A 15,961-nucleotide genomic window follows, 5' to 3' on the forward strand; every position below is an offset into this window, starting at 1 on the left:
TTTAGGTTTAGATGTCTAATTTCTATCTTTAGGAACTTTATTTAAAACCTTATTGATGAAATTCATTCGAATCCCCTTGTTTACAGTTATAATTCTGTTCTTAACTTTTCCGGTTGTAGCACAATCTGAAACCGAATATGATGTAAAGCAGCATTATAACAAAATGGAAGTTGATATTCCTATGCGCGATGGAGTCAAATTGCACACCACCATTTATTCTCCAAAGGATACTTCCACGGAATATCCAATTTTAATGCAGAGAACTCCTTACAGTTCCAGGCCTTATGGGGAAGATCAATTCAGATCTAAAATAGGGCCGAATGAGATCTTGATGAAAGAAGGTAATATCATTGTTTACCAGGATGTTCGCGGAAGATGGATGAGCGAAGGTAAATACGATAATATGCGAGGCTATATTCCGAATAAAAAAGGGAAGGAAGTAGATGAGGCCAGTGATACTTACGATACCATAGAATGGCTGGTAAAAAATGTAGAAAATAATAATGGAAAAGTTGGAACTTGGGGAATATCTTATCCTGGATTCTATGCGACCTATTCACTTTTAAGTGGTCATCCGGCACTAAAAGCTGCATCTCCACAAGCCAGTATCGGAGATTTCTTTTTTGATGATTTCCACCATAACGGTGCTTATCTTCTAAGTTATTGGAGAGCTACGGCTCTTTTTGGATACCAAAAGGATAAACCAACCGATTCTGCCTGGTATGAATTTCCGAAATTGGGAACAGAAGATCAATATCAGTTTTTCCTGGACAATGGTCCATTGAGTAACCTGGATAAATATTATAAAGAAGACAATGAATTCTGGCAGCAGCTGAAGGAACATCCTAATTATGATGAATTCTGGCAGAAACGCGGAATTGTTCAGCATTTTAAGAATACTAAGATCAAGCCGGCAGTAATGTTTGTAGGTGGATTATTTGATGCAGAAGATCTGTACGGTCCTTTTGCCTTATATAAGAACATCGAAGAGAACAGCGATAACTACAACAGCATAGTTTTTGGGCCCTGGAGTCATGGCGATTGGGCTAGAGAGTCTGGAAGACAGGCGGTAGGAAATGTTTATTTTGGAGACAGCATTTCTACACATTTTCAGAGAGATTATGAAACTGAATTTTTCAATCATTTTCTGAAAAAGAAAACGAAAGATATGGTAAAGCTAGCTGAAGCTCATATTTATGATACAGGGGCAAGGGAATGGAACGATTACAATGAATGGCCTCCAAAAAACCTTACTTCCAAAACCTGGTATCTGGGAGACGATCAGAAATTAACTGAATCGCCATCAGATAATGCTGAGGAATTTGTGAGTGATCCTGAAAAACCGGTTTCCTATAACAACGAGATCAAAATGGTATTTACTCCGCGTGAGTATATGACCGGGGATCAGCGATTTGCTGCAAGAAGACCTGATGTTTTAGTTTTTGAAACTGAAGTTCTGGAAGAAGATATGAAGATTGCCGGACCAATTGAGGCAATGCTGAAAGTTGCAACTACTGGTACTGCTGCAGACTGGGTGGTGAAAGTTATAGACGTTTATCCACCGGATGCCGAAAATTATGAAGAAACAATGCCGCATTTAAAAATGGGTAATTACCATATGATGGTAAGAAGTGAGGTGATGCGAGGAAGATTTAGAGATAGTTTTGAAGATCCAAAGGCTTTCGAACCGAACCAAAAGACCGATGTGAATCTCAAATTACAGGGAGTAAACCATACTTTCAAGAAAGGGCATAAACTTCAGGTGCAAATACAAAGCACCTGGTTCCCTTTGATAGACAGGAATCCGCAGACCTATGTAGACAATATATTTGAAGCTAAAGAAGAAGATTTTCAGAAACAAACACATACTGTTTATGGAGATTCAGCTATTAAATTTTCTGTATTAGAAGAATAGAAACATGAGCATTAGAAATAATATTTTTTTAATTCTGTTTGGAGCTGCACTAATTTCCTGTGGCGACGAAAATAAAGATTCTGATTATTCTGACGGGGATAAGGAAACTGCTTCCCAGGAATTGAATGATTATTTTGAAGAGGAATTTCAAAAGGAAATAAAGGAATCGCCGATGATGCAGACCCGTATGGGCATGAAAACCGACTACGGCAAGTGGGACGATTTTTCTAACCTGAAATACGCGGAAGACCTGGAACAGGCCAGGAAACGATTGGATTACCTGGATAAAGTGAATAAAGATGCGCTGGATGAAGATACCAGGCTGAGTTATGATCTGTATAAAAGACAGGTGGAGAACGAGATCGAAGATTATGACTATCGCTTTTATGATTATCCTATAGAGCAGATGCATGGATTACATGCAGAGTTGCCTGCGTTCTTGATCAATATGCACCGTGTAGATTCAATTTCTGATGCGAAAGCTTATATTTCCAGACTAGTGGGCCTTGAGAAGGTGATGAGCGATATCATTGAACAATTAAAACTTAGAGAACAGAATGGCATCATTCCACCGAAATTTGTCTTTGACAGAACTTTAGACGCTTCCCGTAACATAATCAAGGGGAAACCTTTTACCAATTCTGCTGAAGCGAGTACGCTAATGGAAGATTTTAGGTCTAAGATCGATAAACTTGAAATTTCGGAAGAAGAAAAAACCGGGCTTATCAACGAAGCGGAAACTGCCTTGGTAGACCATGTTCAGCCAGCTTATCAAAGTCTGGTTGATTTTCTTGAAAACCAGCAATTAAGAGCTACAGAGGAAGCAGGTGTCTGGAAATTCCCAAAAGGAGATGAGTTCTATAACAATGCTCTTAAAAGGGTAACTACAACAAACCTTTCTGCAGATGAGATTCACGAGATTGGCCTGAACGAAGTTGCGAGGATTCATGGTGAAATGGAGAAGATCATGGAAGATGTGGAGTTTGAAGGTACGCTGGAAGACTTTTTCGAATTCATGAAAAAAGATGAGCAATTCTACTATCCAAACACTGAAGAAGGCAAAGCAACATATTTGAAGGAAGCAAAAAGCATAATCAATAATATGAAAGATATCCTTCCCGAGCTGTTTAATACGATGCCTGAAGCTGATATTGTAGTGAAGGCCGTAGAGCCTTTTCGTGAAAAAAGTGCTGGAAAAGCTTTCTATCAGCAACCTGCCATTGATGGTTCGCGACCAGGAACTTATTATGCGAATTTGTACGATATGAAAGCGATGCCGAAATATGAAATGGAAGCGCTTGCTTATCACGAAGGAATTCCCGGGCATCATATGCAGATCGCTATCGCGCAGGAACTGGACAGTATACCTGAATTTAGAAAGTTCAGTTTCTATACTGCTTATGTTGAAGGTTGGGGACTTTACAGCGAATATATTCCGAAGGAAATAGGTTTTTATAAAGATCCGTATTCAGACTTTGGAAGACTGGCTATGGAATTGTGGAGATCCTGCAGGCTAGTGGTAGATACTGGGATTCATGCTAAAAAATGGACCAGGCAGGAAGGAATAGATTATTATAAAGAAAACACACCGGCAGCGGAAAGCGCTTGTGTAAAAATGGTGGAAAGGCATATTGTAATGCCGGGGCAGGCTACCGCTTATAAGATCGGAATGAATAAAATTTTAGATCTAAGAGAAAAAGCTAAAAAGGAACTGGGAGAAGAATTTGATATCAGGGAATTTCATGATGTTGTTCTAACCGATGGCGCCTTACCTCTTACTGTACTTGAGTCTAAGGTAGATTCATGGGTTAAATCAAAAAAATAAAAAAGCTTGAGCGAGATCCAAAAATCAGATCTGAAAATTATAGACCTGGTAAATTCAAATAAAAGCAGGTTGCAGATCCTGAACTATGGCGCGGCCATATTCAGCTTTAAATTCAGGAATAAGGAAGATGATCTTATAGATCTAGTGGTGGGACCGCGCGAATCTGAAGAATATTTAACCCAGGATTACAGGGACGAGAATAAATGTTTTGGAGCAACTATAGGTAGGTTTGCCGGCAGAATAGCTGATGGTAAATTTGAAATAGATGATGAGGAATATGAACTTTATGAACAAGAGGAAAGAGTGCATTTACACGGCGGGGAATATGGTTTTCAATATAAATTGTGGGAAATAGAAAAGGTTGAAGAAGGTAAGAATCCTTCTGTAACTCTATCTTATACCAGTGAGAACCTGGAAGAAGGTTATCCCGGGAGGTTAGATGTACAGGCGAGATATACGCTTACCGAAGAGGATGAGATCAAAATTTCTTATACTGCCAAAACAGACAAAACTACCATCGTTAATCTTACGAATCATGCTTATTTCAATTTAAATGGCGGAGGAAGTGTTAGCGATCACTTTTTGCGTGTGAATGCTTCCAAGATCCTGGAGCTTGATGAAAAGAATTTACCTACTGGAAATCTTACTAAACTGAGAGATAATCCAAGAGATTACAGAGAAAATAAATTGCTTGGAAACAGGGAACTCGACGATGTCTATGTTCTTGATGTTATGGAAAATGAGGTGCAGGCGCAACTTTTTTCACCTCTAAGCGGAATAAAGATGAAATTAAGCAGTAACCAGGCAGTTGTGGTTGTATATTCTCCTGAAACTTTACCTGATTCCTGGACTTACCTGAGTGAAATTGATAGGAAATTTCCAGCTGTTGCCCTGGAAGCTCAGAACTATCCAGATGCGCCGAATTTTCGAAATTTTCCTTCCAGTTTATTAAAGCCCGGTGAATTGTACGAAAACAACATCACATTTGCTTTTTCTGTAAAATAATAATTCTATATTTAACCGAAAATTTAAGAAAACGTTATGATTGGAATTCTATCCTTTGTGGGTTTTACTGCCCTGGTCGCCATAATAGCCTATTTTGCAACCAGATCTACAGATGAAACCACCAGTGATGGTTATTTTTTAGGTGGAAGAAGTTTAACTGCAGGAGTAATTGCAGGATCGGTTTTATTAACGAATCTCTCTACGGAACAGATTGTTGGTTTAAATGGATCTGCTTACTCTGAAGGAATTTTGGTAATGGCATGGGAAACGTTGGCGGCCCTCGCAATTGTTGTGACCGCTTTATTTCTGCTCCCGCGTTACCTGAAAGGCGGGTTGACTACTGTTCCGCAATTCCTTGAAAAACGTTTTGACAGAACCACAAAATCAATTGTTTCCGGACTTTTTCTTTCCGGTTATATGATCATTTTCCTTCCAATCGTATTGTATTCTGGAAGTTTGGCAATCAGCACCATGTTTGATGTACCGGAAATGCTTGGAGTTAGTGAAACAACTTCTTTATGGATCTGTGTTTGGGGAATTGGAATTATAGGCTCTATATACGCGATCTTCGGAGGGTTAAAGGCTGTTGCAGTATCTGATACCATTAACGCTATCGGACTGCTAATCGGTGGTTTGATGATCCCTGTATTTGGCTTGATGGCTATTGGAGATGGCGACATGCTAAGTGGTTTAACTACGCTTGTAGATTCCAATCCTGAAAAATTTGATTCTATTGGGGGTCCTGATGCTTCAGTTCCTTTTTCTACAATATTTACAGGAATGATGCTGGTTCAGTTATTCTATTGGGGAACTAACCAGGCCATTATTCAAAGAGCATTGGCTGCTAAAAACCTGAAAGAAGGTCAGAAAGGTCTAATGCTTGCTGCTTTCATTAAAATTTTAGGTCCGATAATCGTAGTGCTTCCTGGTATTATCGCATGGCACATGTTCCAGGGAGATCTTGAAAATGCTGATCAGGCGTATCCTGCGTTGGTAAATGAAGTACTGCCTCCAGTTCTCGTCGGGTTCTTTGCAGCAGTTCTTTTTGGGGCGATCCTAAGTTCGTTCAACTCTGCGTTAAACTCTTCAGTTACGCTTTTCGGAATAGATATTTACAAGCATCATTTCAATCCTGAAGCTTCTGAAAGGGAAGTGGTGAAAAAAGGAAAGACTTTTGGGATATTTATCGCGATCGCTTCCATGTTCATTGCACCTCTAATCGCGAATGCTCCACAAGGACTATTCGGTTATCTGCAGGAAGTTAACGGGTGTTATAGTATTCCTATCTTAACGATCGTGGTGGTGGGATATCTTTCGAAAAAGATCCCTGCAATTGCGGCTAAAGTTGCATTATTCAGTGGTGTTGGATTATATCTGGTTTATTTAGGATTAAAATATTTCGTGGTTGGCGAAGATTCCTTACCGCATTACCTTCACGTTATGGCGATTCTTTTTGTATTGAATATAGCTATCATGTGGATCATTGGTAGAGTAAAACCGAGAGCGACAGACTTTATCCTGGAACATACCAAGCAAGTTGATATCAAACCATGGAAATATGTACTTCCGGTAGGTTTAATTATCTGTGCATTAGTGATCTTTGTTTACGTTTATTTCGCACAATAGAATTCAACTGAAATCATAAAAAAAGTCCGCTTATTACAGCGGACTTTTTTATTCCTTAGATTTTATATGAAATTACCTTTCTGAATAATGGACTTCAGGAAGTTCGTTGAGCCTTTTGGCAGCCTGTTCTGCGGTAATGTCACGCTGAGGTCCGGCAAACATTTCATATCCCACCATAAATTTTTTTACGGTTGCAGAACGTAATAACGGAGGATAAAAGCTCATGTGAAAATGCCATTCTGGGTAATTCTTTCCATCTGTGGGTATTTGATGAATACCAGACGAATAGGGGAATGAAGTTTCAAAAAGATTATCATATTTAATGGTAAGCTTTTTCAGAATTTTTGCATAAGCACTTTCTTCATTATCAGTTAATTCACCAATATGCTGAAGGTGTCTCTTTGGAATGATCATCGCTTCAAAAGGCCAAACAGCCCAATATGGAATGAGTGCTACAAAATGCTCATTTTCTTCCAGGATGCGTTCACCTGCCTCCAACTCCTGTTTCAAATAGTCTGCAAGAATACTGCGCTTATTCTCTTCCCAATATTCTTTGAATTTTACCGATTTCTTTAAAATTTCAGTAGGAATTGAAGACTGCGACCAGATCTGCCCATGGGGATGCGGATTGCTGCATCCCATTATGGCTCCTTTGTTTTCGAAAATCTGCACATAATTAATGCCATCCGTAGAACCGAGTTCGTGATATTCTTTTTTCCACATTCTGATCACCTTAGTAATGTCCTCAACTTCCATTAACGGGAGAGTCATAGAGTGATCCGGTGAAAAACAAACTACCTTACAGATCCCTTTCTCACTTTCAGCCTTTAAAAGACCTTCATTGAAGCTAATTTCCAGAGAATCGGGTAGAAGGGAGGAAAAGTCATTTACAAAGGAAAATGGTTCAGAATATTCCGGATTTAATTCACCACTGGTTCGTTTATTCCCGGGACAGAGATAACATTCAGGATCATAAGATCTGGTGCGCAAAGACTTATTTTCTTCGGTTTTACCCTGCCATGGTCTTTTGGTTCGATGAGGCGAAACAAGAATCCACTCACCGGTTAAAATATTATATCTTCTATGTGGAGTATTATTCAGTTCGGTATTCATCAACTATTATTTAAAGATCTTTGTTCCTGTATCTGGACTAACACTTATCGCATCAAGCTTGATATTGAACTTTTGAAAGTACGCTGAACCAACTTCTTCAATATAATTTTCGATCTTATTTTCTTGAATAAGATTTATAGTACAACCGCCAAAACCACCACCCATCATTCTCGATCCATAAATAAAATCCTTATCGCGGGAGTAATCTACGAGAAAGTCTAGTTCCTTGCAACTGACTTCATAGTTATGCTGAAGGCCTTCATGAGAGGCATACATTAACTTTCCAAAACTTTGAAGATCTCCAGATTTTAGAGTATCTGCAGCTTTAAGAACACGTTCATTTTCTTTTAATACATACAGGCATCGTTCATACATTCTTCCATTCAACCTGTTTTTATACTTTTCTAAAATTTCAAAGCTAAGATCCCGCACCGATTTGATCTCTGGTAGATCCTGCTCAATTATTTCTATGGCTGCTTCACATTCAGCCCGCCTGGAATTATAATCACTATCAGCGATATTGTGCGAAACATTGGTATTCAGAAGAAGCAATTTACAATTTTTGAAGTCTGCAGGAATAAACTCAGCTTTCAGGCTTCGGCAATCCAGTAAAATAATATGATCTGGTTTGCTCATCACCGAGGCATACTGGTCCATAATTCCGCAATTAGAACCAACAAAATCATTTTCAGCTTTCTGAGATAATTTTACGATCTCAAGATCTTTCAGCCCGAGATCAAACAAACTGTTAAGTCCGCTAGCCAGGCCACATTCCAGGGCCGCAGAAGAACTGATCCCTGCTCCCAAAGGAAGTTTGCTTTGAATGAGACAATCAAAGCCTTCCAGTTTACCAGTATTATACTGAAGTTCTTTCACTACACCGAGTATATAATTTTCCCAGCCATCAGTCTTGGTAAAAGTCTTATCCAGGTGAAATTCAAAACCTTTATTAAAAGTCTCGCTATAAATGCGGCAGAAATTTTGCGTATCATTCTTCCTGAAACGAAGAATGATCTTTTTGTCTATGGCCGTGGGCATTACAAAACCTTCATTATAATCTGTATGCTCACCAATAAGGTTGATACGCCCGGGAGATTCCACATTTACTGCAAAGGCAGCATCTTCAAAAATTGAAGGTTTCACTGAAATAGCTCTGATATTCGTCAAGACTTATTATTTTTATAATAATTCAAATATAATAAATGTAAAAAGTACATTCATTACTATTTGAACAAATTTTAAGATTATCTATATTTATAAAAACAATTATTGAGAATGACTCAAAACACCAATGACCTATACCAGGTTAAGGAAAAAATGTATGTGGCTACCGATTGTATAATATTTGGGTTTCATCAAGGTAAGCTAAAACTTCTGGTGTTTAAAAGAAAAGTTTCTCCACTTCAGGGAGAGTGGTCTTTAATTGGCAGTTTTGTAAGACTTGATGAAGATCTTGATGTTGCCGGGAAGAGGGTATTGAATGAAACTACAGGTCTGGATGATGTTTTTATGCAACAACTTAAAAGCTACGGAAAAAAAGACCGTGATCCGGGCTACAGGTGCATTTCCATTGCACAATACGCTCTTATTCGAATTGATGAATACGATGAGAAATTAGTGGAAGAGCATGGAGCAAAATGGTTTGAAATAGAGCATCTTCCTGTTTTAATTCTGGATCATAATGAAATGGTTCATGATGCCTTACTTCAATTGAAAAATAATGCCCGATATAAACCAATTGGTTTTGAGTTGTTGCCCGAAAAGTTTACCATTCCACAGCTTCAAAGTCTGTATGAAGCGATCTACCAGAGAGAGCTGGATGCGCGTAATTTCAGAAAGAAGGTGTTGTCTTTGAATGTGATAGAAAAGCTGGATGAAAAAGATAAGTCCACCAGCAAAAGGGGAGCTTTCCTTTATAAATTTAATTACGAGAATTATCAGAAATTATTGACTTCCGGTTACAATTTTGAAATAGCCTGATACAGCCGACTCAAACTTTTTCTGATTTTAATTGTAATATTTACGTTTATTATTAAATTTAGAAAAATATACAGAGATGTCTGATCCTATTAATAGAAGAAAATTACTTAAAAGCCTTGGTCTTGGTGCCGGAATAATAAGTTTTGGCGGATTAACTGAATTATTTGCAGGTAATTCTGAACCCAAAAATGTCCAGAAAATATCTTCCGAAAAAATAAATCATTCCGTTTGTAGATGGTGCTACCAGCATATTCCTTTGGAAAAATTCGCAAAAGTCTGTGCTAAAATGGATATTAAGGGAATTGATCTTTTAAAACCTTCAGAATGGGATGCGGTTGAAAAAGAAGGCCTGGTCTGCTCCATGGCTACCGATGATTTTGCTAGCATTATCGATGGCTTCAACGAACCTGCTAACCATGCGAAACTTCAGGAGCAATACAGAGGATTGATCAAAAAGGCTTCTGAGCATAATATTAAAAATGTTATTTGTTTTTCGGGAAACCGAAATGGTATGGATGAAGAAACAGGAATTAAAAACTGTGTTATGGGTTTAACTCCTCTTCTTGAATATGCAGAAGAGCTGAATGTAAACCTGGTAATGGAACTTCTTAACAGTAAGGTAGATCATCCAGATTATATGTGCGATCATACCGATTGGGGAGTAAAACTTGCCAAAGCCTTAGGAAAATCAAATTTCAAACTCCTATACGATATATACCATATGCAGATTATGGAGGGCGATGTGATCAGGACGATTCGTGAAAATCATAAATATATTGGGCATTATCATACCGCCGGAAATCCTGGCAGAAATGAAATAAACGATTCTCAGGAATTAAATTATCCAGCCATTATGGAAGCTATTTATGAAACCGGATTTCAAGGTTTTGTAGCCCAGGAATTTATACCGACCTACGATGATAAACTTTCTGCCCTAGAGGAAGCGATCAACATCTGCGATATTTAATTAAAACTTATTTTGAAGATTTATGAAACTGAAAATGAATTTTGGTCAGTTACTTTTTGCTCTAATTTTAGTATGTGGCATTTCTAATGCCCAGACAACTTCTAAAAGCAACGTCTACGTTGATGATGACGGAGTTATGCGTTGGGGTGGAAGCGATGAAGAGGTACACGGGTTTGGGGTGAACTATTCGGCTCCATTTGCACACGCCTACAGGTCTGCTCAAAAGAAAGATCTGGATATCAAGGCTGAAATCGATAAAGATATTTATCATTTTACAAGGCTGGGATTTGACCTGTATCGCTTGCATGTGTGGGACACCGAAATCAGCGATGAAAAAGGGAATTTGCTGGAGAATGAAAATCTGGAAACTTTTGATTATTTATTGAGTGAACTCAAAAAGCGTGAGATCAATTTCGTGATCACACCCATTGCTTACTGGGGAAATGGCTGGCCGGAACCCGATGAGGATACACCGGGATTTTCCAATAAATACGGAAAAGATAAAAGTCTTACCAATCCTGAAGCAATCAAAGCGCAGCAGAATTATCTGGAGCAATTCCTGAACCATGTAAATCCTTATACCGGTGTAGCTTATAAAAATGAGCCGAACGTGATTGCTTTTGAGGTTAGCAATGAACCGCATCATCGAGGAACTCCGGAAGAAGTAAAAAGCTTTATCAATAAGATGGTTGCTGCCATGCGGAAAACGGGTACTGAGAAACCAATTTTCTATAATGTGAGCCACAGCATTCAGTTAGCCGAAACTTATTTCACCTCCAATATCCAGGGAGGAACTTTTCAATGGTATCCTACTGGACTCGGATTTCAGAAAGAACTTGAAGGCAATCTTCTGCCTAATGTGAGTGATTATAAAATACCATTTGAGGATGTGATTGAAGAAAATGGTAAGGCAAAACTGGTTTATGAATTTGACGCTGCCGATGTGAATAAATCTTATATGTATCCTGCTATGGCCAGAAGTTTTAGAGAAACTGGAATCCAGATCGCGACCCATTTTGCTTACGATCCCACTTTTCTTGCCTATGCGAATACCGAGTATAATACGCATTACATGAATTTGAATTATACTCCGCATAAAGCACTCGCCTTAATGATCGCTTCCAAAATTTTTCATGAGGTACCAATGAGAAAAGACCTGGGAACTTATCCTGAAAACCTTGAATTTGGGAATTTCAAGATCAGTTATCAAGGGGATGTGGCCAGCTATAATTCAGAAAATTCTTTTATATATACCAATTCAAATACCATTGCGCCAAAAGCTAGTTCTAAATTGAATAAAATTGCGGGTCACGGTAGTTCAGAAATTGTGAAATATGATGGGAAAGGAGCTTATTTTCTGGATAAACTGGAAGCTGGTGTCTGGCGATTGGAAATAATGCCAGATCCTATTCTAGTGCAGGATCCGTTTGGAAGCAATAGCCTTAATAAGACAGTTTCTGTGATCAGTTGGAAGGAAAATGCTATGGAGCTAAATCTGAATGATCTGCCTGAAAACTTTGAAATTACCGGATTAAATGAGGGCAACGATTATAATATTTCAGCTACTGGTAAGAGTTTCAAGATCAGGCCGGGAACATATTTATTAAAGTCTGCCGGAAAAGAGTTCAGTATTGAAAATTATAAGACTGACTGGAATTTTGATATCCGAAATTTTGAAGCCAAAGAAGAGACCGTTGATGGAACTTACGTAATTCACGAACCTATAGGAACAACTACTGAAAGTGCTGAATTGAATTTAGAAGCGACCGTAGTTTCCAACGACGAAATCGAAAAAGTAGAAGCCTGGTTTCAAAATGGCAACACCTACGAATCTGTTGAATTGAACGCTGAAAATAATTACGATTATTCAGCCAAAGTTCCTGAAAATCTTATTGAAAATGGATTTTTAGAATACAGAATTATCGTCACGACTTCAGACAATTCGTTTACCTTTCCGGGCGGAGTAGAAGGAAGCCCTTCAAATTGGGATTTTCATTCTGAAGAAATTTACAGAACGAGAATTTTACAAAAGGACGCTCCAATTACTATTTTCAATCCTGCTGAAGATTCAGATAATATGGTGATTGGTTGGTCACCAGATAATAATCTTGTTCCGGTAAACGAAAATGAAGCCGAATTTCAGGTGAAAATCGATAGTCTTTTTAAAGAAGATGTCGAAAATATTGAAGCAGAACCTATCTATGACTATTCTTTTAGATATAATTTTCAAAAGAAGATTGCTGCTAGAGATCTTGACGGAAGGGAAAAACTTGTGATAGTTGCCAGGGCTATTGGAGAAAACACTGATAAATTGCAGGTTGCTTTAGTTATGAATAATGGTGCGTCTTTTGGGAAAACTATTGCACTATCGAAGGAATTGAAAAATGTAGAGATCAGTTTTTCAGAATTAGAGCCAGTTGAGACAGTTACATTACCAAGACCTTATCCGGGATTTTTGCCTTATTATTTCGACCATTCTTATTCTGGAGAACTTAAATTAGAAGACGTGGAAAGCATTCAGTTTTCAATTGGACCCGGACTTGAAAAAGACAAACTTCAGAAGCCACATGGTATTGCGATTCGTGAAGTGAGAATTGAATAGACTTTGATTGACTAAATCAAAAAAGGCCTTCGAAAATCGAAGGCCTTTTTTGCAGTTATAACAGAAATTTAACCACATTTAGAAGAACCACAGTCCTTACAGGTCAAGCATCCTTCCTGGTATATTAGATTTGAGGAGTTACAATTTGTACATTTTTCCTTTTTAGCTACAGTTCCGTCAGCGATGTAACGCTTAAGCGCACGCACCACACCATTTTTCCAGGTGTTGATAGACTCGCTATCCAATTGCAGACTATTAATAAGATCTACCACATTATCAATAGACATTCCGTGACGCAACGTACTGGAGATCAGTTTTGCGTAGTTCCAGAATTCCGGGTTGAATTTATGAGACAGGCCTTCAATGGTTGTTTTATAGCCACGCTTATTTTCGTACTGGAAATCATAACGAGAGGTTCCATCTTCATTTCTGGCTTTAATGATATAACCTTCGCTTACCCATCTTGGTATTAGAATTCCTTCTTCATCATCAGCAAATCCAGTGAAGATCTCGTAAGGACGGCCATCTACAAGCCCAATAAAAGCGATCCATTTATCTTTATTATTCTGGAAACGAACTACATCAGCAGTGAGAACATCAGGTCTTTTCAGTGGGAAAGCGCCTGGAGTTTGTTCAGCTTCTTCCTCTTTCTTTTCCTCGTTTGAAATAAGAACTCCGGAACGTGATCCATCACGGTAAACCGTTACTCCTTTACAACCAGCTTCCCATGCTTCCAGGTAAAGTTTTCCAACCAATTCTTCATCTACATCATTTGGAAGGTTGATGGTCACACTTATAGAATGATCTATCCACTTTTGAACTGCTCCCTGCATTTTCACCTTGCTCAACCAGTCAACGTCATTTGAAGTCGCCTGGAAATAAGGAGATAATTTTACCAGTTTATCAAGTTCTTCCTGAGAATAATTTTTATCGGTGTCATGACCGTTAGCTCTCATCCATTCCTTGAAGCGGTGGTGGAAAACCACGTATTCTTCCCATGAATCACCAACTTCATCCACGAAATCTACTCTCGCGTCTTTATCATTAGGATTCACTTTTCTTCTACGTTTATAGACAGGAAGGAAAACTGGCTCAATCCCGGAAGTAGTTTGCGTCATCAAACTTGTAGTTCCCGTTGGAGCGATAGTAAGAAGCGCAATATTTCTTCTACCGTATTCCAGCATATCATAATAAAGCTTTTCATCAGCCTCCTTAAGTCGAAGAATAAACGGATTCTCTTTTTCTCTTTCTGAATCAAAAATTGAGAATGCACCTCTTTCTTTGGCTGTGTCTACAGAAGCTCTGTAAGCTGCCAAGGCGATATTCTTATGGATATCTACAGAAAAGTCAATTCCTTCTTTGCTACCGTATCTAATTCCCAATCCGGCAAGCATATCACCTTCAGCAGTAATACCAATTCCGGTTCTTCTTCCTTCATAAGCTTTCTTACGGATATTCAGCCACAGATTTTTCTCAACTGCCTTAATCTCTTCATTTTCAGGATCTGCATCGATTTTAGCTAATATGTTATCGATCTTTTCAAGTTCAAGATCAATAATATCGTCCATGATTCTTTGTGCTGCACCAATATGTTTTTTAAAAAGCTCATAGTTGAAATGTGCCTTATCAGTGAACGGCTCTTCAACATAAGAGAATAGATTGATCGCTAACAAACGACAGGAATCGTAAGGGCAAAGTGGGATCTCACCACATGGGTTTGTAGAAACCGTTTTATATCCAAGATCTGCATAGCAATCTGGAACCGACTCATTGATTACCGTATCCCAGAAAAGAATTCCAGGCTCGGCAGATTTCCAAGCATTGTGAACGATCTTCTTCCAAAGCTTTTCTGCCTCTACATCTTTTGAAAATTTAGGGTCTTTGCTGAAAACCGGATATTTCTGAGTATAACTTCCGTTATTCTTAACCGCCTTCATAAATTCATCGTCGATCCTAACTGAAACATTGGCGCCTGTAACTTTGCCCTGTTCCATTTTAGCATCGATAAAATCTTCAGCATCTGGGTGGTTGATAGAAACCGAAAGCATTAATGCACCACGACGACCGTCCTGGGCAACTTCCCTGGTTGAATTTGAATAACGCTCCATAAAAGGAACTACTCCAGTAGAAGTTAAAGCAGAATTCTTTACTGCCGATCCTTTTGGGCGGATGTGTGAAAGGTCATGTCCAACACCGCCTCGACGCTTCATCAACTGTACCTGTTCCTGGTCAATTTTCATGATCCCTCCATAAGAATCTGAAACGCCATCATTACCAATTACAAAGCAATTAGATAAAGATCCAACCTGGTATGGATTTCCAATTCCGGCCATAGGGCTACCCTGAGGCACGATATATTTAAAGTTCTTAATCAAGTCGAAAACTTCATCCTCACTCATAGGATTAGGATATTTCTTTTCAACTCTTGCTATTTCTTTTGCGATACGCCTGTGCATATCGTCCGGAGTAAGTTCATAGATATTTCCTTCGGAATCTTTAAGGGCATATTTGTTTACCCAAACCCTTGCGGCCAGGTCATCCCCTTTGAAGTATTTTAGAGATGCTTCGTAAGCCTGTTCCTGGGTGTAAGTTTTAGGAACGACTGGTTTTTCTTGTACAGGCATATAAATGAGATTTTTAGGTTAGAATTTCGTTATTCGAGTGGTATAAAACTAAACATATATTTGAGACAATTAACAAATCGTTTAGAAAAAGTTATCAAGAAAAATATGTTAATTAATTGATATTCAATTAAATAAAAAATTACTAACAATGAAAAGTTGACAAATAATGAAAATTATTTTTCTAAGACTTAATAATTAGTCTTTAAAATTTAGTGCTGGATTCATATAGAAATTCCAAACGAAAACTGCGAAAATTCTATTGGTATGTTGGCGGAAAGGGAGGAGAGTGGAATATAAAAAAAAG

10 protein-coding genes are annotated in these 15,961 nt (G+C 38.4%); 7 read left to right on the plus strand and 3 right to left on the minus strand.

Going from position 1 to position 15,961, the window contains the following annotated elements; genetic code table 11:
- Positions 1-55: 55 nt before the first annotated feature.
- From AC2S94_RS10015 to AC2S94_RS10030, 4 genes are read left to right on the plus strand one after another with little or no spacing between them, the layout of a single operon-like run.
- Positions 56-1,915: a CocE/NonD family hydrolase gene (locus tag AC2S94_RS10015; protein ID WP_484628462.1), complete on the plus strand. Its 1,860-nt coding sequence runs from the start codon at positions 56-58 to the stop codon at positions 1,913-1,915.
- Positions 1,916-1,919: 4 nt separating this feature from the next.
- On the plus strand, positions 1,920-3,740 hold the full coding sequence (locus AC2S94_RS10020) for a DUF885 domain-containing protein (RefSeq protein WP_484628463.1): 1,821 nt from the start codon (positions 1,920-1,922) through the stop codon (positions 3,738-3,740).
- Between the two features lie 6 nt (positions 3,741-3,746).
- Positions 3,747-4,745: an aldose epimerase family protein gene (locus AC2S94_RS10025; RefSeq protein ID WP_484628464.1), complete on the plus strand. Its 999-nt coding sequence runs from the start codon at positions 3,747-3,749 to the stop codon at positions 4,743-4,745.
- 36 nt (positions 4,746-4,781) lie between these two features.
- The gene (locus tag AC2S94_RS10030) at positions 4,782-6,371 is read left to right on the plus strand and encodes a solute:sodium symporter family transporter (RefSeq protein ID WP_484628465.1); all 1,590 of its coding nucleotides are present in this window, start codon (positions 4,782-4,784) and stop codon (positions 6,369-6,371) included.
- 72 nt (positions 6,372-6,443) lie between these two features.
- Here AC2S94_RS10030 and AC2S94_RS10035 read toward each other — a convergent pair whose 3' ends face one another.
- A complete protein-coding gene (locus AC2S94_RS10035) occupies positions 6,444-7,484 on the minus strand; it encodes a UDP-glucose--hexose-1-phosphate uridylyltransferase (RefSeq protein ID WP_484628466.1) in 1,041 nt (346 codons plus the stop codon).
- Positions 7,485-7,490: 6 nt separating this feature from the next.
- On the minus strand, positions 7,491-8,651 hold the full coding sequence (gene galK, locus AC2S94_RS10040; protein WP_484628467.1) for a galactokinase: 1,161 nt from the start codon (positions 8,649-8,651) through the stop codon (positions 7,491-7,493).
- A 108-nt stretch (positions 8,652-8,759) separates the two neighbouring features.
- Here galK and AC2S94_RS10045 point away from each other — a divergent pair, with 108 nt between their 5' ends.
- From AC2S94_RS10045 to AC2S94_RS10055, 3 genes are all read left to right on the plus strand, one after another.
- Entirely contained in the window at positions 8,760-9,464 is a 705-nt protein-coding gene (locus AC2S94_RS10045) for an NUDIX hydrolase (protein ID WP_484628468.1), read from the plus strand.
- A gap of 76 nt (positions 9,465-9,540) precedes the next feature.
- Positions 9,541-10,431 carry a hydroxypyruvate isomerase family protein gene (locus tag AC2S94_RS10050; protein WP_484628469.1) on the plus strand — a complete coding sequence of 297 codons (891 nt, stop codon included), beginning with the start codon at positions 9,541-9,543 and terminating at the stop codon, positions 10,429-10,431.
- A gap of 22 nt (positions 10,432-10,453) precedes the next feature.
- Positions 10,454-13,033, plus strand: coding sequence for a cellulase family glycosylhydrolase (locus AC2S94_RS10055; RefSeq protein ID WP_484628470.1), 2,580 nt, complete (start codon positions 10,454-10,456; stop codon positions 13,031-13,033).
- A 68-nt stretch (positions 13,034-13,101) separates the two neighbouring features.
- Here AC2S94_RS10055 and AC2S94_RS10060 read toward each other — a convergent pair whose 3' ends face one another.
- Complete coding sequence (locus AC2S94_RS10060) at positions 13,102-15,657, minus strand: adenosylcobalamin-dependent ribonucleoside-diphosphate reductase (protein WP_484628471.1); 2,556 nt, start codon at positions 15,655-15,657, stop codon at positions 13,102-13,104.
- Positions 15,658-15,961 lie beyond the last annotated feature (304 nt).

The sequence above is a fragment of the Christiangramia pacifica genome (assembly GCF_057221535.1).